The sequence below is a fragment of the Sporosarcina sp. Y1011 genome (genome assembly GCF_057669885.1).
In genome coordinates this window covers 71,329-96,110 of sequence record NZ_JBYHFP010000009.1, presented here as the reverse complement: position 1 = coordinate 96,110, position 24,782 = coordinate 71,329, and the positions used below count along the sequence as shown (strand labels likewise).

Below are 24,782 nucleotides of genomic sequence, written 5' to 3'. Positions count from 1 at the left end.
AATAAGGTCAACCAGTAAAAACTGGTTAACCTTATAATACGAAAGCACCCGTTAGTTTAAGTACGATACTTCACAATCCTTTTTACACCTCGATAAACTTAATCCCTTAAATGAGTTGTCCATGCAAAAAGACGCTTTCTTATTTAATAAAAGCGTCCGATTGTGGAAGATCTTTTTCTATTGAATAGTATCGTTGTACTGCGCAGCTGGAAAGTTGTTCTTCTTAAAAATAAGCGCCCTAAAGATCAAAAAGAGATAGTGGGTTAATCCTTTACATCTTCCTTGCATATTTCACTAACTAGTTTTCTTTATTTTCCGGTCCAAGCCTATTACAATTTTCATATTGAGGCTTTGAATTCCTTTATTTTTTCGCATTAAACTCTAATAAATTTTTCAGAGGTAACTAATTATTATGTCGTTTGTTAACTTCAATCGTAATGAACTCCGGCAAATAGCTGGGAGTACATCCTTTTGCTACTATTTCATCTTTGTAAAGACCCGTTTTCTCACCAAGTTTAATACAACGTGCACGATTATTTTCATCATAAACGCCTATCCAGCATGCGGTGAAATTCATAGCCCATTGAACTTCCGGTTCTTCCTGCGTAATATTAGCTTCTATTGCAGATAGCAAGTCTGCGGTGTTATCAGGCGGTGTTTGTCCAGTCCATCTCAATCGCCCTTGATAATACCAGAAAGCTCGCCTTTGAAGAGCAGAAGGACTATTTTCCCATGACTCCATCAATGCAATTTTCTTCTTGTCTTTTGTGAGCTGATTGGCCATTAACCAATCCATTAAGTTATTTCGCTCATCAAAAGTGTGAGTCTGCATATCCTTATCAAGCTTATTTAGCACATCTTGTGAAAGAAGTTTTTTGTCCATAATTAAGATTGCTAATAGTCTGGGCAAAAACTCTTCGGTTGACCAAAGCTCCATACCTAGTTCGTGATCTTTTTTAATGTCCTTCGCGATTTTTCGTAAGTCGCCTAGCTTAGTTTTACTATTGATCTGAGGGAGAATGTTTTCTGCTTTTGAAGAGCGTTTTATTTCTGCACCTTTATTTTCATTCATCTTATACAACTCCTTTATTAAAGCACTGTTTCATAATGTTACCTCTGGCAACCCCATTATTTTTCACTAAAGCACCCGTTAGTTCAACAGAGTTACTTACTTTTATTATGCAGTTCAAATGACTCTTCAAAGTCATCCCATTTTACATTTACTTTTATAACTTCATCTTCCTCTACCTTTATCCCGCCTTTTGAGCGACCTGAAGACGAAAACGTTACTGTTGATGGGGGTTCCGTGAACTCTTCAGTGCTATCTCCTCCACTACTATTAGTTTCATAAGAGTATTCAAGTTTTTGTAATGAAGACAACTCATCTAAAGAACCTTTATATTTTAATCTAAACTCATAGCTATCTTCGTTCGAAGAACCGTCTTTTCCTCCCGATTTTTCAGTTCCTTTATAGGAGTATTCAGCTTCCCAATGTTCACTTTCTCCACTAAATTTATAATCATTGTACGTAGTCTCTGAACAAGCTGTTAAAAGCATTATTGTAAATAATAAAGTGATTATTTTCTTCAAATCAATTCCCCCCACAAGATGTTGAATTGAATTATCTACATATATTAACTACTTCAACACGCCTCTAAAAATACCTCTTCTTCCACTAACCTGCTGCGTTAGTGGAAGAAGAAAAAAAGCTTTACTCCTTCTTGAAGTAAAGCACCCATTAGTTTAATTAATTACTTTCCCTAGTTCTTTCTTTGAATTTTCTATAAGAAAAAATAATTAATGTTGCTATTACAGAAACACCTAATATGTCTAAAAAACTCACGTTTTACCAGCCCCTTTTATAAAGCTTAACTTTTGTTTTAAAACAATCGCGCCCGGTTGTCGAAGATTACTATTCAACTAAAACTTTCGTTACTTTTAGTGTATAATTTCAATCTCTAGCTGTTAAATTCGCATATTTTGCCTACCTATTAATCATAATTATAAATACCAGTACTACAATTAATAATGCTATGATTACTGACAGCCATCCAATCTTCGCTCTACTTAATAAACGATCAATAATAAAGAATAAGATAGCAGAACCAAGACCAAAAATTTGTAATACTGCTCCGCAGCAACAATGAATTAAGAAGGAGGTAATTTCACGAGTAAAAGCTCTATTAGAAACCTTCCTACTAAGCCAGTCACTAAACAAGGAAGCAATAACACCATACGTAATTACAAACATAAGGTTTAAATAGTATAAATTTAAATATAAATTAAGAAATCGGTTCACTTCAATGCCACCAAGTACTGAAAAGATAAGTGCAAATAACAAACTACTAAGAATAGCAGTTAATATTTTTCTCTTTATAATAATTGCAATTTCCCACTCTCTCAATTTTTTGGTAATAAACTAAAATCTTACGAAATTCGTAAAGCAAATACCTGAAATTATGTTAGCTTATACTATATTGCCTCGATATTTAAGTACATTTTTCACAATATCACTTAAAAATTTTAACATTAATACCCGCATTTCTTTATAAGAGATTATTAAAGAATGGCCCTATTGTCTGTTCAAGAATTTCTTAATGGATTTTCCCTGTACAGCCAATTTTCTTTTGTCAAATTCATATTGATGGAATCTATCCATTCTCCTTCAAATTCTAGATCGTTTTCATCAATACTATCTATAACAAAGCCAACCTTTTCATATACATACTTAGCCCTTGGATTGAAGTCAAAAACACTTAAAGTAAGTTGGTTAAGTGTAGTATTTTTAAATAGATAATCAATTATGAGTTGAGTTGCTTCAGTTCCTAATCCACGATTTCTTCCCCTTGGTCCAATAAGTATCCTAAAATTCATACTATGATTTTTTTCATCATATAAATTGGCTACTACTTCTCCCACTAAGATACCTTGGGATTGGTCAACAATCGCCAGATCCAAGCGATCGGTTTGGTCATTCCTTGTATTGTACCAATGGAGAGTTGATTCCTTATCAAAATCCGATGTGCTCCCTGTCAGTTTTATTACTTCTGAATCCTTTAAGCATTCCTCTATGTAAGGAAAATCTTCATCTATAAAAGGTCTTAGAACAACTTTCTCCCCCTTTATTAGGGGTTTATGACCTAAATATATCATTACACTCACACTCCATTATTTTCATTTAACATTTCCCCGTATTATCAGATATCTTCTTAAACCAACCTGCCCTGTTACTTCAATAAGAAAAAAGGCTTTACTCCTTCTTGAAGTAAAGCACTCGTTAGTGAAAAATAATTGTATTTTCACGGTACAAATTTTATAGATGATATGACCATTAACTTCAGTTGTATCTGTATAGACACCCGTTTGCAAATTGTTATAAATCGACCAACGAGAAAAATGTTCTTTCGTTCATTTATATTGCCTCAAAGTTCTAGGGGGCTTACTCGCCCACCATACCGTCATTATCATTATCGCGCATATAGGGGAATAACCAATGATCACTGGTTATTGGCATACTAAAACCTGCTACTTTTGCTTCTTTAATCGTCACCTGTCCATTACCGTTTGTATCAACACTCGCAATATCACCGTTTGTGTTTGAACTAGTTGAACCAGAAGGCTCACTACCTGTTAAACCGAGCGATGCGTTTACTTCATCAGGGTTCACATTGTCAAATATATCAACGATCTCGTTACCCATTAAAGTATAGGTATACTGATAACTCGAAGGAATCTGCGTTTTCGTATTCGGATATGTGATTATTGCCTCAAAATTAGTAGCTCCACCTGTGCTACGAATCACGTTTTCCATATAAGCTTGATCACCATGTCGGTTGAGCGTACTATCTTGTGGGGTAATATTATAAGCATTCGATACACCTCCGAGAGAATCCGCAATTATATGTCCTTCATCTAGAACGTCACTTTCGACGCCAGGAACCTTTGCCTCATCAGAATAGTATCTGCCAGACGATAATACAGTTTCATTGCTGTCATCTTGCATGATGACTTCGTCGGCAATGACACGTACTAGTTGCCCGTATTCATTAGTAAATGCCCAATATTCACGGTCCCCGTAACCAATGTCAACGACGACGTTAGGCTCACGATATCCGGACAAATCACCACCATCAACTTCAATAAGTTTATATCCTGTGAACAGTTCCTTATTTGGTTGGGTTGGTGTTTCCTCTACTACTGGTTCTTCAACAGCCGTAGTGATAGATTCTTCTTTTACACTTTTTTTATTTGTTTCAACTGTGTTTACTGCTTGTGTATCTGTTTCTACTTGTGAAATGGATGTATCTTCTACGTTGGTACAACCAACCATAAAGATGGTCGTTAACAGTAAGATTAAATAGTTCATTTTCTTTTTCATTTTAGGACTCTCCTATTTCTGGAATTTCTTTAAATTTTAAGCTGTTCTTCAATACTTTCTTCTCCGATTCCAATATAAGTAACCTTTTTCTCAGGTATGTCCACACGATAGGTTACAATTCCACCCTCAGCAATCTCTTTTAAGAAGGCTAAAAAGGGAAGTGAGATGTTAGAGATTGCCTCAACTACCTTATTTCTATTAAATTTATCTGAGATAACCAAGCTTACTTGGGAATCTGTTTTAAACTCCGCATGAACTCCTTTATATGTAGCTTGACCCGTAGCAACTTCTATTTCGTATTCATTTATGCCACTTTGAGACAGTTCTTCTAAGAATTGCGAAAAGGTTATCTCACCGTTACTTCTTCTACGGATAATCTCTTGAAACTCACTTTCTGTTATTTTGTCATTCATACATATGCCTCCTATTAGAATTAATTCTTAAATATCCTTCATCTCTATTCTAACCTGAGTGGTACTTCTAATTCTTGTAAAAATGGGACATACTCGTTTATTCAACAAACCTGAAAAAGAGTTACCTAAGAAAACCCTCGTTCTTTAACTAAAGCGCTCGTTAGTTGAACAAGGTATCTCAATAAACTAGTTTCTTCGAAAGATAATACTGTTGATTATCTTTATTAGGATGTTCTTCTATTATACCAACTACTTCATAACCATATTTTTGATAGAAATTTGGTGCTTGAAAGCTAAATGTATCTAGTTGTATGAGTTTGCATCTATTTTCTCTTGCAATATCCTCTATATTATCTAATAACTGTTTTCCGTATCCTTTACCTCTTAGAGATTCATCAACCCATAAGAAATCAATATGTAAGTGATACCAAAAAATCGTTCCTGTAATGCCACCTAAAATTTTCTCCTCTTCATCTCTAAGGATAAAGCTAATGTTTTTGACTGGGTGCTTTACATCATCCGGTAGTTTAGAAAGATTGTGTTCAATTACCTTTTTACGAATAAAATCACTGTCTTCTTGATTCCATTGCTGAGTTATTTTCATAACTTTCCCTCCATTTAAGTTTTTGAGTATATATTTTATCATAAAAAATGAACCTGAATTTATAAACAATCCATGTTTGCTTATTGATGTAACCTCCTGCTTTAGTGGAACAAAAAAAGAGCCGTCTAAGCAGCTCAACAATCTTCAAGTAAAGCACCCGTTAGTAGAATAACACCTTCAGCAAAATCTGACTTTATTGATCCCATTTTATCTCTTCCTCTTCATTGTACCTGGTTTGCTTTTAACTTTAACTATACGTTGCACAATAAATCCAACTATTAAGCCGATAGCAAGAGGAAGTATTGCAATATTTGCATCAAAAATCAACCCATTTTCTAACGGTTCATTTAGATCAATTGAAAACCTAAGAAGAGATAAATTAAATTTATTTCCAATCCAATATAATAGAGCCATTGTCCCTACTGATGATAATAACGGAAACCATATAGTTCTCACAAAAGATCTCCTTTCAATACTTGTTATTGAACAAACCTGCCCCGTTAGTAGAATACGCTCAACACTAGACAGGTATTACTCGATAAAATTGCTACAAAAGTACTTAGAGAATTGCATCAATTATTTTTTGATAAACAAAGGGCAAAATCGAACTTACGAGTAAACCTATTATGATTGAAGAAGCTACTAAGAGTCTACATTTTCGAAGCGATATTTCTTCCCTTTTATAGGCAATATTTAATACTTTAATCATGAAATAAACCGTTGTAAATATTATTATAGCTGAGAAGATACTAATCAAGATTAGCTCCATTTTAAAACTCCTTCATCGATTAAATTTTAAACTAATCCTTATTCAACTTAACTGCCTCGTTAGTGCAAGAAGGAATTCAAACGCTGAACGACGCTCCTTTTCTTATTGAACTAAAGCACCCGTTAGTTTAATAAGAGTCTTCGTTATTATCACTCACTTCATCCTTAATATTCAGATGATTCATATATGGGCTACCATATATATGTTATACTTAATGGAATAGAGTACAATTTTTGGAAACCTTTAGACTTTCCTTAGTCTTCTTCCACTATTAGGGAGGAGACACTAAAATGTCAAAAGAAAGTCTAATAAAAATGTTTAAAACTCTTTGTAAGTACAACGATGTTGAGATTACACATACATTTAGTTCTAATAAACAACCAATAATGACAGTACGATGCTTAAAACATACAAAGATTATAGAGATAACCAATCTTAAAAATAATACGGTCAGGTTATCTGACAATCTTGAAGAATCAGCAGAAGCCCTACAACTTTTAATAAATGAAAATGCAATTGTTTAAACCTCTTACTTTTAAGAGGCTTTTTGTTACTCGTTTTTTGTCAAATGCCAAATAAAAGTTCTGATACTCATCTTCAACTAAACTGCCCCGTTAGTTCAATAAGAAAAAAGAGCAGCCTAAGCAACTCTATGATTTTTAACTAAAGCAGGTTAGTTAATGAAAGTTTTATTGCCTAATTATTTGTCCTTTTTTAAGTTCCGCTCCATCATTCGTGCGATTTGCTGAGAGTTCATATCCTTTTCCTCATATTGTATATTAACGATGTTCTGATAGTCCTCTTCGTTACGATTTTGACTTAGTTTATGTAAAGCATCCGTCACTTGAAGAAGGTAAAAGCGATACATACCTTTAGAACAATCACCCTGTTTTACCAACTGTATCTCTCCAAACGAAAATGCTAAAGATAGATCAATTTCATTACTTAAATCATAATTCTTGAAGTTCATCCACAGTCACAAATTTATACCCTTCTTTCGTAAGTTCTCGTAAAATATCTTCAATCACTTGGATTCCCTCACCTGTTTGATCGTACATTGGATGCAGCAAGATTATCGTGCCTGGCTTAATGTTATCCACTACATAATCTACTTTTTCATCAGCACTTGTGTAATAAGTATCCGGTTCTAAAGACCACATAATCGTTTCTCTGTTGTGCTTCTTTAAATAATAGGGTAATCCAACAAATTTTTTCCCATAGGGAGGTCGAAAGTCAATTTCGCTCTTATATCCAGACTTTCTAATCAACTCATCGGTTTTTTCTATTTCCTCTTTAATAAAAGAAGGAGATTTTAAAACCATTCTTTCGTGTGAATAGGTGTGATTTCCAATTTGATACCCTGCTTCTACCAATTTTTTTGCTTCTTCAGGGTGTTTTTCAATATCATTTCCGATAAGAAAAAAAGTAGCTCTTGCCTTGTATTTATCTAATATAGGCAGAATTTGATTCACGTTCTTTGTCGGACCGTCATCAAACGTTAAAGCAATGACCTTGTTTTTCGTTTCAACTTGGTATGTTAACCCTCCAAATAATTGAAAGGTTCTTAATTTCGTAACCTTAAACGTTCCTGCGAATAAAAGAGCCATTAATAAAAATCCAATTCCAAAAAATATAATTTTCTTTTTCATCTGTGTTTCCTTTCTTTCAAAAGCTATTATATAACGCTTGTATTTTAGCTTAATGCAAATTTATTGAAGGATCCTGCTGCTTTAGTTGGAACAGAAAAAAGAGGCTTCTAAGCAGCTCAATCATCTTAAAGTAAAGCACCCGATAGTTGAATAACTAAACTTCTAAAACCATTCGTACTGTTTTTAAAATATGACTATCAAAATCATCGTCAAATTCCTCAACTGCGTTAAAACCTTTCGCTTCATAAAAAGTTTTCCCTATTTTATTTTCCTTTTCTACGTTTATATAGATTTCTCTAACACCTTCTAAGATTCTAATCCCTTCTTGTAACAAAGCGGTACCTATTCCCACTCCTTGATTTTCAGGATAAATATATATTGCACCTAATTCTACTTCACCTTCATTTTTAACTGGGGAGAAATTAGCAAAACCAACGATGCTATTTTTCACTTCTGCAACAAGTAATAATGAACCATTTAAACGTTTTTCCATCATTTCATCACTATATGCTGAGTTTAAAAAGTTTTCTTGTATCTTAGAGGGGATAATCCCTTCATAAGTCGCATTCCAGCTTTTGTGTGCTACATCTTGAACTTTTTCCCTATCTTCTTTTATCATTTTACGAATCAAGAAACTCACTTGTACCATCCTCCATTTAATTTTGTTTTGTTACAACACATTCACCTTTAATCGTTAGTGACACATCTCCCTTAAGTATCTCTATTCTTCATTACTATCAATATTTCCTATTTAAATTAAACTGCCCCTTTAGTTCAATAAGAAAAAAGGCTTTACTCCTTCTTAAGGTCAAGCATCCGTTAGTTGAAGTTTGAATTTCACACACGTTTTACTTTCTATTGTTCAATACTTTCCCATTTTCAAGTAATTTTCGAATATTTTGATTCATCATTCCATATTAATAATAACACTTTACTATCTTTTGTTATGGGACTTTTATGTTTTTGTAAATACATCTAAGAAAATTGGGGGGATTTTATGATAGCTATCGTTTGTAACAAATATGGATCACCTGACGTACTTAAATCACAAGAGATGGAAAAGCCTTTGCTTTTAGAGAATCTAGTATTGGTAAAAGTTCATGCAGCATCTTTGAACTTTAGTAACTTGGTTCTTTTGAAAGGCAAACCGTTCTTAGCTCGTTTTGCTTTCGGGCTTCTGAGACCAAAATACGCTATCCCCGGAGGTGACATAGCGGGTATAGTCGAAGCTGTTGGCAAGAATGTGAAGCAGTTTCAACCAGGTGACGAGGTATTCGGTGACCTCTCTTCTTGTGGCTGGGGTGGTTTTGCTGAATATGTGTCTGTCCCGGAATTTGCATTAGCTTTAAAGCCAACCAACATCTCCTTCGAGGAAGCTGCTGCCACACCTATGGCAAGTGTGACAGCCTTACAGGGACTACGTGATAAAGGAAAGATTAAGGCAGGACAGAAGGTATTAATTTATGGGGCATCTGGAGGCGTCGGTACTTTCGCGGTACAAATAGCCAAATCTTTTGGGGCTGAAGTAACAGGTATATGTAGTACAAGACATTTAGAAATAGTGCATTCAATAGGAGCAGACCACATCATTGATTATACAAAAGAGGATTTCACACAAAAAAAAGAGCGTTATGATTTGATCCTTGGTGTTAACGGGTCTAATTCCATTTCAGCTTATAAACGTGTATTAAAACCAAATGGGCATTTTGTTCACGTAGGTGGAGCCGAATCCCAAATGTTTCAAACGTTAGTTCTTGGACCTTTTATTTCAATGACTGGAAGTAAGAAAATAAGTAACCTTTTACAGAGAGCAAACCAAAAAGACTTAATCCATATAAAAGAATTACTCGAGACTGGCAAAGTAAAACCAGTAATTGACAAACGGTATAAGTTAAGTGAAGTATCTGAGGCATTCAAATATTTTCAGGAAGGTCACGCTCAAGGTAAAGTTGTCCTTACTGTATAATTATTAGCTAAAAAATACACCGAACGCACAATTTTAACCTATTAAAATGTGCGTTTTCTTCATCTTTAAAGAAGGTGACTATCCTTCAGAATAAAGATTTGACCTCTCTTATTAAACTAACCTGGCCCGTTAGTTCAATGAGAAAAAAGAGCTACATTACCAACTCGATGATTTTCAACTGGCGCACCCGTTACCTCAATATTTTTTTATCTATTCATCATTTCAATCTTAGTGAATCCTTATCTGATTAGTTCTATTATCGTTGAAATTATAAAATATGTTAAACATCCTAATAGAAAAAACTTTATATTTCCTTTATTAATATATTTTTTCATTTGTACTACTCCCTTCTCCTTTCGTTAGAAAAGCCAAGAGCGTCTAGTAACCCCGAATGCTAATGTGATAATTGATGGCAAAAATGAAGCATACCAAAGTAAAAGCATACTAACCCCACCCTTGTATTTTTCCACCCGGTTTTTGAACACAAGATAAACAACACTCTTCAACTAACGCAACCGTTAGTTGATATACATTTCTTCACAAACTAAAAGTTTAAAGTAACAAAGAGTCGTACTTTCATTTTAACTAATATTACTTATTTGATTTCCTCAGCCAACTCCAAAATAATTCCCTCTGGACCACGAACATAACATAATTTATAACTTTCTTCATATTGCTGTATCTCACTAAAGATTTCCGTGCCCTTCTTTTTCAATTTGGCAACAACAGCTTCAATATCTTCCACAGTAAATGCAATATGTCGGATACCCAGTGTATTTGCAAAGGTTTGCTGAATATCTTTTTCATCTGACGGCGTATAAAATTTGATTAGCTCTATCCATGTCTTACCTTCTGGCGTCCCCAATCCTACACACGCAACTTTAGCATCATTAAGCCCAACTGCATATCCCATCAACTCTCCTTCCATTTCCCATTCCCCTTTAACCTCAAGTCCAAAATCGAGAAAAAACTCTTTAGCGGCTGAGAGATCATTTACGATTACCCCCACATGATCCATTCTTCGAATCCTCAATTTTCATACCTCCTATGTTCCTGTTAATTTGTAATATCCTTTATTCAAATTCTAGTATTAACAAACGGATGATTACCATAATAATAAGATACCTGCATTTCTGATTGTGCGTGCATTCTACTCATCATTTCTACCTGAAAGGAGAATGTTGCATATTTTACCGAAACTTTGATATTCAGCAATCCAGCTCCTTTAGTTGAACAAGAAAAAGAGCCGTCTAAGTAGCAAAGCACTCGTTATTTAAACACTCCTTGTTCTTTCCATTGATCGAAATACTTTTGATAACCCATTTCTTCGGCAGTCATGGTGTATTGCGTATCCCCCAATATAAAAGTATGAGATCCTGACAAAGCTTCATAGGTCGGATTCCCTTTTACACCCTCGAAAAGCGTTTCGAAAGTATTCACATCCACTGATGTTGTATTTCCATTCTCGTGGGTTTCAAATAGAATGAAATCAACCACTCCTTGATCTGTTTCACCCTTAAACATCAAACCTGCTTTACTTAATGACAAATATAATTGATTCATACTCAACCTTCACTCTCCCTTTTGTAAGGTATTTAAGAAGAGAGTTAGTTTCCTAACTCTCTTGTTGTATGTGCGTAATCATATAGCTGGTAAGATAGTTCTTTATTTTTTCGAAATTTAGTGCAGTGTATAGGACAATCCCTTGTGCATCATGATCGAACGTTAAAACCATTTCATCACCTGATTTGAAAATTCGATTACGGCCAGTTCGGATATCCATCTTATTTTGAGACACGATGAATGTGTCGTTTTGATAGGCTAAGTAAAATAGCTCTTCGAACACAACTTTTAATTCATCGGTATTTTTTACTGTTAAAAAGAAGCCTGGGACTTCCGCATGATACATTCCTTTTGAAGAGAGGGTAAACACACGCTGTCCGGAGTCTATATATTCTACAGCATACTTTGCCCAATCCTTTTGCATTTGATGCTGCTCTCCATCGTGCGTTTCAATATAAATAGACAATGGATAAACATAAAGGTTTTCAATTGTATCAAAAGCAAGTTTTTCTATGCAATCATAGTCCGTACTAATATAATACGATTTAGCCTGTTCTTGTAAATCTACATCACACTCTCTATCATTTTCACGAATATAGATATCATGTTGAATTGGTAGCTCTTTCACCGACAACACACTACATGGCACAGGCACTTTTTCATAAAAGGACACATGTCTATTAAAATCCGCAATCGCTTTGCCATTTTCATCATATACAACGCTTGTACATTCACTTATATTATTTGCTGAAATCCAACTTCTTGTTACGTCATCTAAAAAGAACTTGTAGCATTTACCATGATGATCTGTTTTTACTCGCTTATTTTTAAATAGCTTCTTCATTTGCTTTATCATCTTCTCTTCATTTAAGCCTCGGTATACTAATATATCCACAGTAGAGGCCTTCATAATAAAATAATCAAAAAGCATTTTCCGCTGACTTTCAACTTCGTCATTTCGCACATCGAACTCAGGTAAATCGGCATCCCATTCGTTTGTTTGATCTAAAATATACACAACTTCACCTCAAGCTCCGTTTATTAAATTTTTTTATTACATCTTTACATAAGCTTTAACTCAAATGACGTTGTTAAATATTTCTCCCGCAACATAAATGTCTTTATGTAATATCCTTCTTTATTTCTTCATGATATTATATCGGAATTTCAATCATTTTATAACTATCACCATTATCATTCGGAATCAGAATTCGATATCAATCGCACTCGTTAGTTGGACAAGAAAAAAAGCTTTACTCCATTCTTGAAGTAAAGCACCCGTTACTTTGCATTAACTATTTACAGTTGCTAATACTGTTTGTTAGAACACTTGGTCCTAACTGTCCTGTTTTGGAATTTGAGAGGCGTACCTGAACTTCGACATTCTTCATTTCTGCTGTAATTAAATCAAATCGTCCAGCCCAGCTTGGACCATTATCCTCTGGGGTTGCATAAAGCTTAAAACGCCAACTTATTACTTTGGGAATAGACGCAAAGCCTTCATAGCTATCGAAGTCACCATAAGTAGATGGTTTGGGAAGATGAACAGCAAGAATACTTATATTAGTTCTCGCAAAACTTGGTGGGTTTAATTGCACTTTATAGATTAATGCAACGCCCTTAGCATTCGTCAGACTTTTATCAACAGGTTCCAATATTAGACTACACGGCTCTGAAACGGCTTTTAATAATTGTTGCTTCTCTTTGTTTATGGCCTTTACTTTTGTTGGTTTTTCCCAAGTTATATATAACAACGTTGTTAGACTTAATAGTAATAGTACACATATTAATGATATTTTTTTCATCTAATCACCTACCTAATTTCAGGTAGTATATCCTTGTTGTAAGACAATATTCTTGTTCCACTAAACTGCCCTTTAGTTGAAAATTAAAAAGAGCTTTCAAAGCACTAGTTAGCCCAATGTTGGAATAGACTATTTCAGACTCAATTCATAATGATAATATTGTGAATCCCGAATATATCCATTTTTTTCATATAGCCTTTGGGCATAATCGTTATCTGGTGCTGTACTCAGACTAATACTTTTAGCGCCTGATTCGACAGCGAAAGATCTAGCTTTGTGTAATAGTATTTCTCCAACTCCTTGTTTTCTGGCCTCTACATCTACATATAAGTCATTTAGTATCCAAGCCCTTTTCATAGATATGGATGAAAAGATAGGATAAAGCTGCGTAAATCCTACATACTTTTGTTTGTTTTTGACGACAAATATAATGGATTCCTTGCCTTCTATACGTTCTTTTATGTAATTTTCAGCGCCTTCTAAATCTGATTCCTGTTCATAAAACATCCGATACAAATTAAATAGATTTGACACACCTTCTAAATCCTCAATCGTCGCTTGATATATTTCCATCAATTTCCCCACCTATCCTTAACCAAATTCCACATTAGATTTGGTATTTTTGTTATTGACTTAAACTGTCCGTTAGTTGAACAAGGTTTCGTTGAATAGCTGAGCAGTTACCGAATTCGTAAGGCTATTGCATTTTCAAATAAAACTTTCAATTTTCGTCTTGTTTTTTACAATCTTTACTAAATTCTAACTTTTTCATTTCCAATTCTACCTTTTTTTCTTCTAGCTCTAATTCTTTCATTTTTAAATCAGTATCTTTTTTCTTAACATATCCATAATAGATAAGAGAAAAAACAATAATTAATACAATATAAAAAAATAAATCCAACCTTTCCACCCCCTGATATATATAAATAGCAGTACATTTTCGATCTTCAAGTAAAGCACCCGTTAGTTTAATAAGAACAAAGAGGCTTATTAAACAATCGTGCCTGTTAATGCAAAAAATTAACCCATCCACATCGCCAAAACAAAAAATGAGAACAAAGAGATTGGAAGTCCAATAAGGGCACAGATAATAATACACGCAATTAGATATACCTTTTTTAGTTTCAGGAATTTAAATACTAAAAAAGGAGTAATTATATACAATCCAATACTAAGGAAAGTTACGATAGTTATAACTGTTGTTAATTCAATTGTCGGGTTACGGTTATTCAAATAATAAGATATATCTTGACCGTATATACCTAAAATTGTTGCAAATATAAGACTGATGATTGCACCGATAATCACCAAGGAATTATAAACCACTACCTTCATATCCCCATCCCCCTTTTGAAAGCACTCTCGACAATATGGTCCAGATTGTTGAACACAAGTTAGACAACACTCTTAAACTAAACTGCCCCTTTAGTTCAATAAGAAAAAAGGCTTTACTCCCTTGAAATAAAGCACCCGTTAGTGCAATAAGTACAAATGAATAAAGAGTTATTTTTTCTTACCAGTGCGTGAATGTCTTTTGTCAGCCGCACTCAATATAAATAATATAGCAATACCAAAAACAATGCCCTCTATAATCATCGCAGTCCAAATACCAATAGGGAACAAAAGTGAATAGAAGAATAACAATAATCCAATAGTTAATATTAAAGTTAAGCCTATAGCAAATGTCACCTTTTCAGGTAATGCTTTTAATTTATCTAATATTATTTTCACCCTCCCTGGTTCTCTAAATGACAAAAGTACTTTTTTACCTATACATTTTTTATACCAAAATTAATTTGGGGTTCTTATCAAATAATTCTGCCCTTTAGTTGAACAAGAAAAAAGGGCTGTCTAAGCAATCCATGATTATCAATGAAAGCCCCTGTTAGATAAAATTATTTATATACTTCTTCTTCTAATTTTTCAATTCTTTCTCTCAACTTTTCATTCTCTTTTTTAACCTCAGAGGAGTTATAAAACGCTCCAGCAGCAAGGGAAAATGCAAACCATGCCCATAACCAATCCATTCAAAATCCCCCTCTATAATTCGCCTAAATAACTCATTGCTTTATTGAACTAACCTGCCCCTTTAGTTCAATAAGAAAAAAGGCTTTACTCCTTCTTGAAGTAAAGCACCCGTTAGTTTATGTACATTTGTTCACAAACTTATTACAGAAATGCTGCCACGTTTGTTTAATTCTCAAAAAAAATTCATAGACCTCACCAGAACAGTACATCCTTCGATTTCATTTATTTTTATGATTAGAATTTAGTAATTCTGCCTCTATTTCTTCGTCTGACACAAATACCTCTTCAGTGTTTTGGCTCATACTTTTAGGAATTAACAATAAAATACCCAAGATTAAAACAATTAAAATTAGCCAAACAGAAATAGTATGCAACTCTTGCTCTGCTGCCATAGCAACTTGCAATACAATTGAGACTGTCAGCAATGATAAACTAATTATTAAAAGTCCAAATAACCTGTACATAACATCCCCCTTACAATTCCTAGTTCATAAAGTCGTTACTGATACTTATTCTAGTAAATAATTAGTTTTCCGTGTTCAACTAAACTGCTGCGTTAGTTCAATAAGAAAAAAGAGTCCCTAAGAAGCCCCTGTTGTTCAACTAAAGCACCAGATTGTTGAATAAGAAAGGCAAACTTTCTGATCTGTGCTTCCTAAAGTGGACCACCTTCAAAACCAATAGGCCATCCATTTTCTTTGAATTTTACTTTATACTGAAATGCATAAGGATAATCTCCATGAATAAAAGCGATTGTAAAGCCTCTAAAGAGATACTCATCAAAATTAACCATCTCTCCAAATGATATTGTGGATAAATCATAGTCATCCACTTCTTGAGTAGGAAAGAATTCCTTCAAATATTTTAATGCACGGCTAAGATGCTGATGTAAATCGTCTAGTATTTTTCCCGCCATTTCAATAAATTCTTCATATGGCTTTTCCATATTCCCTTGCACAAATATTTCTACATCTTCACATTCCTCTATATCAATACTACAAAACCATTGTTTTGGAAGGGAGTTTTCTTCTTCATCTCTGAAATGGGTATTTGCCAGGTTCAATTTTTTTGCTTCATCTTTACTTATCGGCCTAGAAAGAATAAGCTTTTTATGTAAAATGTCTTCAAAATTGCTCATTTATTCATCACTCCGTTTCTTCGTAAAATATAATTCTGTTTGAGAAAGGATCGATAACTGTTAATTCAATTGTATCCCAGAGTGTTTTTTCAATAGCTGGTTTAGAGTATGCATATTCCTTTTTCGATAATGAAGAATGGAAATTTTCTAAGTCATTTATTTTAATTCGAATTGTACTACCTGGAGAGGAATCACCATGATGTTCAGATAGATGCAAAACAATATCATTTAAAGATACTTGAAAATAAACAGGCATATTTTCCGAATACTGGTGTTTCCAATCCATTTCAAAACCTAAGTAATTTATGTAAAATGAGTTCGCTTTTTCAATATCAAAAATTCGAAAGATAGGTGTAATCATGTAATATAGCACCCCTGTTTCATTTATTTAAGTTAAATAATTTAATCATGAAATTCGATTACTCCTTTTTGAAGTAAAGCTACCAAGTTAAATCGTTTAAGAATGTAAGAATATCTTTGTTCACATCGTTGATGTCCGGATCTAATGTCATTAAATGTTTAGAGTTCGGATACCCCTTCATTGTTTTTTGATTTGTCTCGATGCTTTGAAAAATTACTTCTGCACTCTCTTTATACAAGGGTTCATCTAATTCACCATACATAATACGAATTGGTGATTTTAAATGTGCTAATTTATCCATCGTTTTATCAATTAGCTGTTGGAACTTAACTAATGAATCGATAGACATATTTTGAAGATGTTTCATTTCTAAACTTATTTGTTCTTCATTTTTTCCTTCAAGTTGTTTGTATCTTTTTGCATAATGAAAGACACGCTTTTGAAGAAAAGTAGCTTCTCTACGTATAGGAACCGACATTGTAACAACGCCATTTACCTCCAACTCTTGACCCACTTTTAATGCAAACACACCACCAAGTGAAAGACCAATTACAGCTATTTTTTCAAAACCTTCACCCTTTAACAACTGATAACCGTTTAGTACATCTTGCCACCAATCTGACGGTCTATATGTGAGAAGCTCTTCCGCTGTTTGACCATGTCCACTGTATAACGGTGCAGAACAAGAGTAATTTTCATTTTGTAAATACTTCGCCAACTTTTTCACATCAGTGGGATTGCTTGTAAATGAATGTAAGAGTAATACAGCTCTCTCTCCACCTTTATAGAAAAAAGGCTTAGGGGGTACTATTTTCATCATTACTTTTAACACCTCACTTTTTATTTTAAAAGGTCAAAATTATTCGTTCAATAACTACTTCTATGAACTACTAGTAAAAACCTGCTACTTCACTGAACTGCCTAGTGAGCGAATAAGAAAGGCATTATTGTTGTTTCAGTAAAACAACCCGGTAGTCGAATGTGATTTAATTCAGTATAATGAGTTCATTCAGAAACGGAGGGAATTAATATGACATTTTCAACATCACCGTCACCATCGTTTACTCTAGCTACGAACTTACATGAATAACAGAATAAGAATCTGCGAGCTATAAGCTTTTCGCAGATTCGAAGGAGTAGACCATGAAATCTAAAATTCAGTTCTTACTATCAATGATCCTCTTCGGTACAATTGGTGTATTTGTAAGATACATTGATTTATCTTCGAGTGAGATCGCTTTATTACGTGGTTTAATTGGCGGTATATTCTTAACGGTAGTCCTGTTCATCATGAAGAAGAGAATTTCATGGGCTGTGGTTAAAGTAAATGCTTTCGTATTAATATTTTCGAGTATTGCACTCGGGGGGAATTGGATTTTCTTTTTCCAGGCATTCAAGCATACGACCATTTCCAACGCAACATTAAGTTACTATTTTGCACCTGTGATTGTCCTGATTCTTTCACCACTTGCCCTCAAAGAAAAATTATCCGCTAAGAAAATAATCTGCATTGGTATAGCCATGCTAGGGATGTTATTCATTGTTGGTAATGTTGGGATTAGCACGTCTGGAATGGATGATTTAATTGGGATTGGTTATGGATTAATGGCAGCTGTATTATATGCTTCATTGATGCTACTTAATAAATTCATCAAAAATATGGATGGGTTAGAAACGACATTACTTCAACTTGGAACGGCGACAATACTTCTTATCCCATATGTACTCTTTACGGAGGGATTCGGAATTTTGGAAGTATCGAGCTCCTCCATTCCATTTATTTTAATCATAGGGATTGTACATACAGGTATTGGATTCTTGTTATTCTTCTCAGGTATGCAGAAATTAAAAGGGCAAAGCATCGCTGCACTAAGCTACGCAGATCCAATCACATCATTACTGATTTCTGCTATTATCTTGCAAGAGCAGATGACATTTGTTCAAATGCTAGGTGGTGCATTGCTTTTAGGTTCCACATTTGTGAGCGAAACGAAATCGATGAAGTTGTCAAAAGATAAAATAATTTAAAAAAGCAGTGTGAGGCAAATGCTTCACACTGTTTTGTATTTTAGAGCTGTTATGTTATATAGCTTGGATTTTGCTCTCATGGCTAATTCGCATCGACAAACATACGATATATATAATCAAGAAAATTCCTCGGAAGGGATTTATACAATTATGCAGAGGATAAAGTTTGCACTTAAACAATTCCTAAACGAGCCTTTGTGGTTTAAAATACTAATCTCGACAACTTTGCTCACTTCAGTAATTTTTAGTAGTTCATTTTTCTCGAGTAATGCTTACTTTCAAAGTTGTTCCAAATTAGCCGCTGCTATCTTTTTTTTTGCTTATGGAATCAAAATGAGAAGGAATTTTAAGAATTCCTTTATTTTATTTACTTTAGCACTAATATGTATTTTTCTATCAATCCTAGCAATATATTAGTGAGTCTATTCTTCTAAGTAGTTTCCAATCTACCCTTCGAGAAAATACATCTTGAGCAAAGCTAAAAGGCTTTTCAGACTAACGAATGGAGCTGGAAAAGTGGATTTGTTTTTATGGATAACTGTTTTCTCAGGTACATTTATCGCAATTTTCGCGGCTAAAAAGAAAAAGAAAAAATGAAATTTCTTTGTGTTGAATCAGGACCTTCGATCGACAACTTGTTGTCTAGGTAGTGTGAATTTCTTGGTATGCGCAACGCCATTTCCCCTTTTGTTGAAGAGCAAAAATGCCTACTTTGCACTTATTAGTGGAAGCTAGACACATGTCATGAACTAGGTTCCACTAACGAGGCCACCTCGAATACATTTATCTCACAAATTTAATAAAGTCAATATTAACTGGTTCAAAACCATCTGCTCGAAGCCGTGAATTAATCTGTCCTCGATGGTACTGACCATGCAATGCTACATGAGTCAAAATATCCCTTGCAGAATGCTTAAACTCCGTTCCTTTACTGTTGGTATAGAGTATTAATTTATCTATATCAGGTTCTGCTAAGTCAGTAAGATACTCTTTAAAACTCACTTCATTGCGCATGACAAGTTCTGCACAGAGCTCAATATCGACGTCTTCCCAGACCGGCAATTGTGAACTGTCCATCCCCTGTAATCTGGCAATCCAAATTCTTTCTCCAAACAGAATATGAGAAAATAAACTTTTAACCTCTTGATTTCCACCTTCAATACTTTGCAATGTTTCAAGGATACGTTGGTTAGCCCAATTTAAATGGTCATACATCTTTTGAATCGTTTTCAATGAGAATCACACCACCAATGATTGAATTTCCCAGTAGGATTTCCACTTTTATAAATCAATTTTCTCCCAGCATAATATTAACACGTAATCCCATTGGTTCATGTTTTAATGCTAGTTTTTATTGCGGATCTCTTTTCGATCGCCATTCGCATATTTGAGATGACACCAAGAAGCAATATTAACGACATAACCATTTTTTCAAAAGGCGTTCCTAACAATTGTTGTATGAATCCAAAAGACCAGAGTACTACAAAAAACCAACACATAACGGTTATTCCTCTTTTGTATTTGTATATCTTATTTCTGCCAACAATTAGCGTGAAAACTAATCCTATGATAGAAATGATAATATTGGAAATAGATATTGGCAGTTGAGTTGCTAAGGATTCTGACCTTCCACCGTTTATCCATGTAAATGGAATAATCCCGCTAATAATAAGAAATTGTATTAAGAATGTCAAAGAGTAAAAACAGATCCCCATATTTACAGCCGTTTTCATATTAACTTTTCTAAGCTTTTCTAACATACAATCACCTCATTTCTTCTCGTTAGTGAAAATCGTCTTCACTTACTATATGAAAAGCGTAACTGTTGTTCCAGTAATACATTTATTAGCTTGAAAAGTATAAATGAAGAGGGATCTGTTCCTTCTTCTTTTTGTTTTGCTCTAGTAATTCAGTGCATCGTATTCTTAAATGCCATATGAAACATGGAAATAGACCCTATCGTTTCCATTTAATTTTCTGATGAAAACCAAATTCGATTTCAGCTAAGAATTAGACCCTCAGCAAGCCACGGAAGCCCCTTGCAGCATAGTAGGAATCTGCTCCATTGTGGTACAGAAAGACAGTGTCGTAGCGAAGATCACAAAAGAGAGCCCCGCCGAGATTTCTAATATTGGCAGGTGTTTGCACCCAGCTCGACGTTTTCATATCGAAATTCATAATTTTCTGCAGGTCCCGATATTGTTCTTCCGTTAAAATTTCAATACCCATGGCAGTCGCCATATCCATAGCGTTATTTTCTGGTTTGTGTTTTTTCCTTGATTCGAGTGCTTTAAGGTCGTAACAAACACTTCTGCGACCTTTGGGACTTTCTACGGAACAATCACAAAAAATGTATTCGCTAGTCTTTTCATCATAGCCAACAACATCTGGTTCCCCTTCAGTTGCTTCCATTTCATTGAGAGACCATAGTTTTTCAGGATTCGCTTCGAGCTTAGCTTGTACTGTAGCCCATTCAACACCTTCATGGCGGTTCCTATTTTTCTCAAACCGAGTTTGCAATGTTGCGAGGAGTTCCTCACGTTGTTCTTGTGACAACTGTTTATTTGTTTCTGTCATATTCGTTTCCCCCTAATTGTTTTAACTACTTACTGCTATTTTTGCCAAGTTTGGTGTTTTAATTTCACGGAAGCTGATTAAGAGCATAGTTCTGTATTCGTTATTTTTCATACGTATTCCTCTTTCATTCGACAACTAAAAATAGCAAACTCGATGGATCGCCTTTATTTTCCACCAGAAAGCCAAACTAGCCAAAAATAAACAAAGAACCAATCACATCAAGAGGGAATAAACGAGACCTAAACCCTTGATATGAATGGTTCTTTTAGAGTTTGTGTGAACTAAGAAACCAAAATCACTTGATACTACTGGATATAAACATCGACGCATCTTGATTCATAAAGATATCATTTCCATGATGAAATGTCTTCATTTCAATTGATTTAAATCCAATTTCGGCTAATCCTTTTTTCAGTTCTTCATGTGAAAAACCGTTATGGACTTTCGGATGATTTATTTTATCGTTTTTATCAAAATCAATAATAATGAGCTTGCCGCCCTTGTTTAAAATGTTGAACAAGCCTTGCAAAATTTTTGGAGTATCTAATATATGAAGAAGAACGAGCGACATTAAAACGATGTCTGCCTTAAGTTCAGTAGTTTCTTGAGTGAAATCTGAATGAAGTACTTTGGCATTGGTAATTCCTTTGTGCGCAATTTTAGCTTTCGCAACTTCCAACATTTGCTCTGATGAATCCACCAACAATACAGAATCTACCAGATCTGATAATTCCAAACCAACTAGCCCCGTACCACTCCCATAGTCGATTAAAGATAATGATTTACTATTTCGTAATACAGGTCTTACTTCCTTCACTACAACTTTAGCCAATTCAATTCTAAACTCTGTATCATATCTTTTTGCCATCTGTTCAAAGACGTTGTTTTCCATATTCCGCTCCTCTGTTAATTAGATAATTTTAGCTTATCCATCATTATAGCAAAAATCAAAACCTTAAGGGACTATTCCCCCCCTCTAGGCTCTGAATACAGATTAAACGAGGAAAGTAACCATTTTTTATTTGGCCGCTTCCCCTTTTACTTTATGTAATAAAATGTAGTGCATAAAAGAAACAAAAGGATCCCCCTCCATATCAAAATACCATGAAGGGGGGATTTATTCTTATACTATGCATGCCGTAATTACCGAAAGTGACGACCTACTCATTATCTACTCTTCAGAAGAACGTGTTTGCTGTGTAGCCAGTGTATCCCAGAAACGAATGTCCTGGTCTTCGATAGAACGGTCTGCTATCGCACGCACCGTTGCATCAAGCGTCGTGATTGTCTGCTTAATCAAGTAGCCATTGCTTTTCTGTCCCAGAATGGCAGACTCAGCAGAGTGATCCGACATGCCGCGCATTTCAAACAGAAGCGTAGAAATACCATATTCCACCGCGATTCCATTGCGGCTAATGGTTTCGGCTGATCCCCCATTGTATTTACCTAGATGGCCCCAACCTGTTGAATCGACTGCATCAAATACCACTGCACCAAGCTGTTTTGACTTCAGTAATACATCTGGACTGACATTCGGTGTTGTCGGGTAAAGAATGGAGCCCGACACTAGTTCTCCATCACGCTCACTTTGGGTGCCTTGGTGGTGCAAATCAATCATATAGTCAATGTCGTAGGCACGCATAACATTGTCATGAAGCGCTTTCGTTTCAGGTTGATTTTTCGTTACGTGATCCCGGTTCAAATCCACCCCTAGCGCATTGTAACGCGTTAAATTGCGTCCTCCGCTAGCGATGTAATCATCTAGGGAAAAGTCGACATCTCCCATTGCGCCGTCTGCATTGAGCATTGGTACAATCAAGATATTCACTCCGTCAGTGACACCTTTCATCTTGCCTGTACCAATATGTTTGATGAACTCAAGTGTCCCTTCCGTCGTCAGCTGCTCGTTCCCATGCTGCTGCGTAAGGAAAAGAATCGTTGGATTTTCAGGATTTTTCATGTATTTTACCAAATACAAATCCCTTCCTTTAACGCTTTGACCAATCACTTCAAGCTGCATATCCTTTTGTTTGGCTTCCTGCTTCTTTAGATTTTCCACCATTTCGTCATACGTGTGTAGGATGGATGTATTTATTGTTTCATTACCACCATAGTTAGGCCCGTTTCCTACAGCTTCTGCAATAGGTGATGCAAACGGTGATGCGCTTAGTACCATTGCTCCTGCAAGTGAAATTGCGAGTATTGATTTTTTCATTTACTTCTCTCCCTTTTCTTAAACGTTGTATTGTTTACGATTACAATTTTCCGCTTCAGTTCGTAGGCCTGTAAGCAGTCAATGGAATTTTCTCGTAGTCCTCAGGGTTTAAATTTTCGACAGATCCGTCAGCAACTGCGTGAATAATACCGCTAAGACCCCTTTCAACGGCTTTTACGAGTTGTCCTTTTTTCTTTTGCCCCATATTCTGTGTTTGGCCAGTTACTTCAAAGAGTACAGTGCCGCTGCCATTCAAAGCGAATGTGCCTAGTGCCGTCCCAGGAAGATCGAGTCCCTGCGAATAAAGCGTAATATTCTTGAACGGTGAATTGCCGTATGACTGTAATTCATTATAGGCAGCAAGGTTCAACTGTCTTGAGAAATCATAATTGTAAGCTTCTTTATACTGCGCATATTTTGCGCCCGCCGAAGTATTCGGGTCCGGAACAAATTGTGCTGATAAGGATAATGTTACTTCGTCAGCAGTACCTTCGACATAATACATTCCTTGATGATGCAGGTCGACGAAAACATCTACTTTTCCATACTCCTCTTGTAACGATTTGTATACATCGCGTACGGTTTGCGCTTCAGGTGTGATAAACCAGCCTGGTGAACTAGAGTTACCTGGAAAGTCTTTTGCCTGAGGGACATAGTTTAAATCCGGATTGAAGTCTCGATTGACGTCAAAGCCAGGATTTTTACTATAGTCATACATTTGGCTAATGCCACGGTTCAAATAGTTCCAAGCAGGAGTTGCTTCACTTAACTGTGGGAAGCTCGCAAGTACCTCTTGCCAAGTCATATCGTTCCGTCTTTTATCCATCTCTGACGCATCAGGATTCATTTTCGGTAGAAAGACAAGTGTTACTTCATCGCGAATCTTCTTTGCTTCAGGTGAATTACTGGATCCTATTGATTTGAGTAAATTGAGGACCGCTTCAGTCCCAGTCTTTTCATTCCCATGAATTTCGCTCTCAATGAGGATAACCTTCTTGCCTGTCCCAATGGTCGCTTTGTAAATATCACGGCCTCTATTGGATTGACCGACGACTTCTACAACGACATTCCCCTTGCTCGATTTCTCAATTTGCTGAAGCGTCTTTTGCATCTCACCATAATCCGTGAATCCCGAGATTGAATTGTTATGATGCGATTCTAGATTGTCCGGATTTTCTGCCGCATATGCAGGCATTGCGAGACTTGCGCATAGCGTCAGGATGCCAACCGTACTCATAACTTTTTTCTTCATAAAACAAACACTCCCCTTTGTCATTTTCACTGAACC

33 protein-coding genes are annotated in these 24,782 nt (G+C 35.3%); 4 read left to right on the top strand and 29 right to left on the bottom strand.

The window, feature by feature from the left end:
- Window positions 1-403: 403 nt before the first annotated feature.
- The 7 genes from AC25Y5_RS12110 to AC25Y5_RS12080 all read right to left on the bottom strand — a co-directional run bounded on the left by AC25Y5_RS12110 (window position 404) and on the right by AC25Y5_RS12080 (window position 5,851).
- Window positions 404-1,072 (bottom strand): DNA alkylation repair protein, encoded by a 669-nt coding sequence (locus AC25Y5_RS12110; RefSeq protein WP_488140525.1) that lies wholly within the window; start codon window positions 1,070-1,072, stop codon window positions 404-406.
- Between the two features lie 92 nt (window positions 1,073-1,164).
- Window positions 1,165-1,590: a hypothetical protein gene (locus tag AC25Y5_RS12105; protein WP_488140524.1), complete on the bottom strand. Its 426-nt coding sequence runs from the start codon at window positions 1,588-1,590 to the stop codon at window positions 1,165-1,167.
- A gap of 993 nt (window positions 1,591-2,583) precedes the next feature.
- On the bottom strand, window positions 2,584-3,153 hold the full coding sequence (locus AC25Y5_RS12100; protein WP_488140523.1) for a GNAT family N-acetyltransferase: 570 nt from the start codon (window positions 3,151-3,153) through the stop codon (window positions 2,584-2,586).
- Between the two features lie 286 nt (window positions 3,154-3,439).
- Window positions 3,440-4,378, bottom strand: a complete 939-nt coding sequence (locus tag AC25Y5_RS12095; protein ID WP_488140522.1) for a DNA/RNA non-specific endonuclease — start codon at window positions 4,376-4,378, stop codon at window positions 3,440-3,442.
- A 29-nt stretch (window positions 4,379-4,407) separates the two neighbouring features.
- Window positions 4,408-4,791: a DUF1398 family protein gene (locus AC25Y5_RS12090; RefSeq protein ID WP_488140521.1), complete on the bottom strand. Its 384-nt coding sequence runs from the start codon at window positions 4,789-4,791 to the stop codon at window positions 4,408-4,410.
- A 178-nt stretch (window positions 4,792-4,969) separates the two neighbouring features.
- Window positions 4,970-5,395, bottom strand: a complete 426-nt coding sequence (locus AC25Y5_RS12085; protein ID WP_488140520.1) for a GNAT family N-acetyltransferase — start codon at window positions 5,393-5,395, stop codon at window positions 4,970-4,972.
- 207 nt (window positions 5,396-5,602) lie between these two features.
- Entirely contained in the window at window positions 5,603-5,851 is a 249-nt protein-coding gene (locus AC25Y5_RS12080; protein WP_482103425.1) for a hypothetical protein, read from the bottom strand.
- 603 nt (window positions 5,852-6,454) lie between these two features.
- On the opposite strand from AC25Y5_RS12080, the gene AC25Y5_RS12075 reads away from it, so the two are divergent.
- Entirely contained in the window at window positions 6,455-6,688 is a 234-nt protein-coding gene (locus tag AC25Y5_RS12075) for a hypothetical protein (protein WP_488140519.1), read from the top strand.
- A 176-nt stretch (window positions 6,689-6,864) separates the two neighbouring features.
- On the opposite strand, the gene AC25Y5_RS12070 is transcribed toward AC25Y5_RS12075, so the two are convergent.
- The 3 genes from AC25Y5_RS12070 to AC25Y5_RS12060 all read right to left on the bottom strand — a co-directional run bounded on the left by AC25Y5_RS12070 (window position 6,865) and on the right by AC25Y5_RS12060 (window position 8,453).
- On the bottom strand, window positions 6,865-7,062 hold the full coding sequence (locus tag AC25Y5_RS12070; RefSeq protein ID WP_488140518.1) for a hypothetical protein: 198 nt from the start codon (window positions 7,060-7,062) through the stop codon (window positions 6,865-6,867).
- 52 nt (window positions 7,063-7,114) lie between these two features.
- A complete protein-coding gene (locus tag AC25Y5_RS12065) occupies window positions 7,115-7,813 on the bottom strand; it encodes a polysaccharide deacetylase family protein (RefSeq protein WP_488140517.1) in 699 nt (232 codons plus the stop codon).
- A gap of 154 nt (window positions 7,814-7,967) precedes the next feature.
- Window positions 7,968-8,453: an N-acetyltransferase family protein gene (locus tag AC25Y5_RS12060; RefSeq protein WP_488140516.1), complete on the bottom strand. Its 486-nt coding sequence runs from the start codon at window positions 8,451-8,453 to the stop codon at window positions 7,968-7,970.
- Window positions 8,454-8,810: 357 nt separating this feature from the next.
- Between AC25Y5_RS12060 and AC25Y5_RS12055 the strand changes: the two genes are divergently transcribed.
- A complete protein-coding gene (locus AC25Y5_RS12055; protein ID WP_488140515.1) occupies window positions 8,811-9,779 on the top strand; it encodes an NAD(P)-dependent alcohol dehydrogenase in 969 nt (322 codons plus the stop codon).
- A gap of 595 nt (window positions 9,780-10,374) precedes the next feature.
- Here the strand turns inward: AC25Y5_RS12055 and AC25Y5_RS12050 are convergent.
- The 13 genes from AC25Y5_RS12050 to AC25Y5_RS11990 form a co-directional block, all read right to left on the bottom strand.
- Window positions 10,375-10,812, bottom strand: a complete 438-nt coding sequence (locus AC25Y5_RS12050; protein WP_488140514.1) for a VOC family protein — start codon at window positions 10,810-10,812, stop codon at window positions 10,375-10,377.
- 236 nt (window positions 10,813-11,048) lie between these two features.
- Complete coding sequence (locus AC25Y5_RS12045) at window positions 11,049-11,342, bottom strand: hypothetical protein (protein ID WP_488140513.1); 294 nt, start codon at window positions 11,340-11,342, stop codon at window positions 11,049-11,051.
- A gap of 52 nt (window positions 11,343-11,394) precedes the next feature.
- The gene (locus tag AC25Y5_RS12040; protein ID WP_488140512.1) at window positions 11,395-12,360 is read right to left on the bottom strand and encodes a hypothetical protein; all 966 of its coding nucleotides are present in this window, start codon (window positions 12,358-12,360) and stop codon (window positions 11,395-11,397) included.
- Window positions 12,361-12,637: 277 nt separating this feature from the next.
- Window positions 12,638-13,147, bottom strand: coding sequence for a YoqH family protein (locus AC25Y5_RS12035; protein WP_488140511.1), 510 nt, complete (start codon window positions 13,145-13,147; stop codon window positions 12,638-12,640).
- Window positions 13,148-13,276: 129 nt separating this feature from the next.
- The gene (locus AC25Y5_RS12030) at window positions 13,277-13,720 is read right to left on the bottom strand and encodes a GNAT family N-acetyltransferase (protein ID WP_488140510.1); all 444 of its coding nucleotides are present in this window, start codon (window positions 13,718-13,720) and stop codon (window positions 13,277-13,279) included.
- Window positions 13,721-13,868: 148 nt separating this feature from the next.
- The gene (locus tag AC25Y5_RS12025; RefSeq protein ID WP_488140509.1) at window positions 13,869-14,048 is read right to left on the bottom strand and encodes a hypothetical protein; all 180 of its coding nucleotides are present in this window, start codon (window positions 14,046-14,048) and stop codon (window positions 13,869-13,871) included.
- 119 nt (window positions 14,049-14,167) lie between these two features.
- On the bottom strand, window positions 14,168-14,482 hold the full coding sequence (locus tag AC25Y5_RS12020; RefSeq protein WP_488140508.1) for a hypothetical protein: 315 nt from the start codon (window positions 14,480-14,482) through the stop codon (window positions 14,168-14,170).
- Window positions 14,483-14,650: 168 nt separating this feature from the next.
- Window positions 14,651-14,878, bottom strand: coding sequence for a hypothetical protein (locus AC25Y5_RS12015; RefSeq protein ID WP_488140507.1), 228 nt, complete (start codon window positions 14,876-14,878; stop codon window positions 14,651-14,653).
- Window positions 14,879-15,042: 164 nt separating this feature from the next.
- Window positions 15,043-15,174, bottom strand: a complete 132-nt coding sequence (locus AC25Y5_RS12010) for a hypothetical protein (protein ID WP_488140506.1) — start codon at window positions 15,172-15,174, stop codon at window positions 15,043-15,045.
- Window positions 15,175-15,393: 219 nt separating this feature from the next.
- The gene (locus AC25Y5_RS12005) at window positions 15,394-15,639 is read right to left on the bottom strand and encodes a hypothetical protein (protein WP_488140505.1); all 246 of its coding nucleotides are present in this window, start codon (window positions 15,637-15,639) and stop codon (window positions 15,394-15,396) included.
- Window positions 15,640-15,830: 191 nt separating this feature from the next.
- Entirely contained in the window at window positions 15,831-16,313 is a 483-nt protein-coding gene (locus AC25Y5_RS12000) for a hypothetical protein (protein WP_488140504.1), read from the bottom strand.
- Window positions 16,314-16,320: 7 nt separating this feature from the next.
- Window positions 16,321-16,674 carry a glyoxalase superfamily protein gene (locus AC25Y5_RS11995; protein ID WP_488140503.1) on the bottom strand — a complete coding sequence of 118 codons (354 nt, stop codon included), beginning with the start codon at window positions 16,672-16,674 and terminating at the stop codon, window positions 16,321-16,323.
- 79 nt (window positions 16,675-16,753) lie between these two features.
- A complete protein-coding gene (locus AC25Y5_RS11990) occupies window positions 16,754-17,494 on the bottom strand; it encodes an alpha/beta hydrolase (protein ID WP_488140502.1) in 741 nt (246 codons plus the stop codon).
- 323 nt (window positions 17,495-17,817) lie between these two features.
- Here AC25Y5_RS11990 and AC25Y5_RS11985 point away from each other — a divergent pair, with 323 nt between their 5' ends.
- Both AC25Y5_RS11985 and AC25Y5_RS11980 read left to right on the top strand, forming a co-directional pair.
- Window positions 17,818-18,702 carry a DMT family transporter gene (locus AC25Y5_RS11985; RefSeq protein ID WP_488140501.1) on the top strand — a complete coding sequence of 295 codons (885 nt, stop codon included), beginning with the start codon at window positions 17,818-17,820 and terminating at the stop codon, window positions 18,700-18,702.
- Between the two features lie 468 nt (window positions 18,703-19,170).
- Complete coding sequence (locus AC25Y5_RS11980) at window positions 19,171-19,299, top strand: hypothetical protein (RefSeq protein WP_488140500.1); 129 nt, start codon at window positions 19,171-19,173, stop codon at window positions 19,297-19,299.
- A gap of 186 nt (window positions 19,300-19,485) precedes the next feature.
- Here AC25Y5_RS11980 and AC25Y5_RS11975 read toward each other — a convergent pair whose 3' ends face one another.
- The 6 genes from AC25Y5_RS11975 to AC25Y5_RS11950 form a co-directional block, all read right to left on the bottom strand.
- On the bottom strand, window positions 19,486-19,935 hold the full coding sequence (locus AC25Y5_RS11975; protein ID WP_488140499.1) for a DinB family protein: 450 nt from the start codon (window positions 19,933-19,935) through the stop codon (window positions 19,486-19,488).
- 98 nt (window positions 19,936-20,033) lie between these two features.
- Entirely contained in the window at window positions 20,034-20,462 is a 429-nt protein-coding gene (locus AC25Y5_RS11970; RefSeq protein ID WP_488140498.1) for a hypothetical protein, read from the bottom strand.
- A gap of 250 nt (window positions 20,463-20,712) precedes the next feature.
- Window positions 20,713-21,279, bottom strand: a complete 567-nt coding sequence (locus tag AC25Y5_RS11965; RefSeq protein WP_488140497.1) for a DUF4256 domain-containing protein — start codon at window positions 21,277-21,279, stop codon at window positions 20,713-20,715.
- Between the two features lie 295 nt (window positions 21,280-21,574).
- The gene (locus AC25Y5_RS11960; protein ID WP_488140496.1) at window positions 21,575-22,171 is read right to left on the bottom strand and encodes a class I SAM-dependent DNA methyltransferase; all 597 of its coding nucleotides are present in this window, start codon (window positions 22,169-22,171) and stop codon (window positions 21,575-21,577) included.
- Between the two features lie 279 nt (window positions 22,172-22,450).
- On the bottom strand, window positions 22,451-23,494 hold the full coding sequence (locus tag AC25Y5_RS11955; protein WP_488140495.1) for a M14 family zinc carboxypeptidase: 1,044 nt from the start codon (window positions 23,492-23,494) through the stop codon (window positions 22,451-22,453).
- A gap of 55 nt (window positions 23,495-23,549) precedes the next feature.
- Window positions 23,550-24,746, bottom strand: coding sequence for a M14 family zinc carboxypeptidase (locus AC25Y5_RS11950; RefSeq protein WP_488140494.1), 1,197 nt, complete (start codon window positions 24,744-24,746; stop codon window positions 23,550-23,552).
- Window positions 24,747-24,782 lie beyond the last annotated feature (36 nt).

Excerpts from the sequence above, each read along its gene's own strand:
- AC25Y5_RS12110 (WP_488140525.1), bottom strand. The coding sequence starts at position 1,072 with ATGAATGAAAATAAAGGTGCAGAAATAAAACGCTCTTCAAAAGCAGAA.
- AC25Y5_RS12100 (WP_488140523.1), bottom strand. The coding sequence starts at position 3,153 with ATGATATATTTAGGTCATAAACCCCTAATAAAGGGGGAGAAAGTTGTT.
- AC25Y5_RS12095 (WP_488140522.1), bottom strand. The coding sequence starts at position 4,378 with ATGAAAAAGAAAATGAACTATTTAATCTTACTGTTAACGACCATCTTT.
- AC25Y5_RS12090 (WP_488140521.1), bottom strand. The coding sequence starts at position 4,791 with ATGAATGACAAAATAACAGAAAGTGAGTTTCAAGAGATTATCCGTAGA.
- AC25Y5_RS12085 (WP_488140520.1), bottom strand. The coding sequence starts at position 5,395 with ATGAAAATAACTCAGCAATGGAATCAAGAAGACAGTGATTTTATTCGT.
- AC25Y5_RS12075 (WP_488140519.1), top strand. The coding sequence starts at position 6,455 with ATGTCAAAAGAAAGTCTAATAAAAATGTTTAAAACTCTTTGTAAGTAC.
- AC25Y5_RS12065 (WP_488140517.1), bottom strand. The coding sequence starts at position 7,813 with ATGAAAAAGAAAATTATATTTTTTGGAATTGGATTTTTATTAATGGCT.
- AC25Y5_RS12055 (WP_488140515.1), top strand. The coding sequence starts at position 8,811 with ATGATAGCTATCGTTTGTAACAAATATGGATCACCTGACGTACTTAAA.
- AC25Y5_RS12045 (WP_488140513.1), bottom strand. The coding sequence starts at position 11,342 with ATGAATCAATTATATTTGTCATTAAGTAAAGCAGGTTTGATGTTTAAG.
- AC25Y5_RS12035 (WP_488140511.1), bottom strand. The coding sequence starts at position 13,147 with ATGAAAAAAATATCATTAATATGTGTACTATTACTATTAAGTCTAACA.
- AC25Y5_RS12030 (WP_488140510.1), bottom strand. The coding sequence starts at position 13,720 with ATGGAAATATATCAAGCGACGATTGAGGATTTAGAAGGTGTGTCAAAT.
- AC25Y5_RS12020 (WP_488140508.1), bottom strand. The coding sequence starts at position 14,482 with ATGAAGGTAGTGGTTTATAATTCCTTGGTGATTATCGGTGCAATCATC.
- AC25Y5_RS12010 (WP_488140506.1), bottom strand. The coding sequence starts at position 15,174 with ATGGATTGGTTATGGGCATGGTTTGCATTTTCCCTTGCTGCTGGAGCG.
- AC25Y5_RS12005 (WP_488140505.1), bottom strand. The coding sequence starts at position 15,639 with ATGTACAGGTTATTTGGACTTTTAATAATTAGTTTATCATTGCTGACA.
- AC25Y5_RS12000 (WP_488140504.1), bottom strand. The coding sequence starts at position 16,313 with ATGAGCAATTTTGAAGACATTTTACATAAAAAGCTTATTCTTTCTAGG.
- AC25Y5_RS11995 (WP_488140503.1), bottom strand. The coding sequence starts at position 16,674 with ATGATTACACCTATCTTTCGAATTTTTGATATTGAAAAAGCGAACTCA.
- AC25Y5_RS11990 (WP_488140502.1), bottom strand. The coding sequence starts at position 17,494 with ATGATGAAAATAGTACCCCCTAAGCCTTTTTTCTATAAAGGTGGAGAG.
- AC25Y5_RS11985 (WP_488140501.1), top strand. The coding sequence starts at position 17,818 with ATGAAATCTAAAATTCAGTTCTTACTATCAATGATCCTCTTCGGTACA.
- AC25Y5_RS11970 (WP_488140498.1), bottom strand. The coding sequence starts at position 20,462 with ATGTTAGAAAAGCTTAGAAAAGTTAATATGAAAACGGCTGTAAATATG.
- AC25Y5_RS11965 (WP_488140497.1), bottom strand. The coding sequence starts at position 21,279 with ATGACAGAAACAAATAAACAGTTGTCACAAGAACAACGTGAGGAACTC.
- AC25Y5_RS11960 (WP_488140496.1), bottom strand. The coding sequence starts at position 22,171 with ATGGAAAACAACGTCTTTGAACAGATGGCAAAAAGATATGATACAGAG.
- AC25Y5_RS11955 (WP_488140495.1), bottom strand. The coding sequence starts at position 23,494 with ATGAAAAAATCAATACTCGCAATTTCACTTGCAGGAGCAATGGTACTA.
- AC25Y5_RS11950 (WP_488140494.1), bottom strand. The coding sequence starts at position 24,746 with ATGAAGAAAAAAGTTATGAGTACGGTTGGCATCCTGACGCTATGCGCA.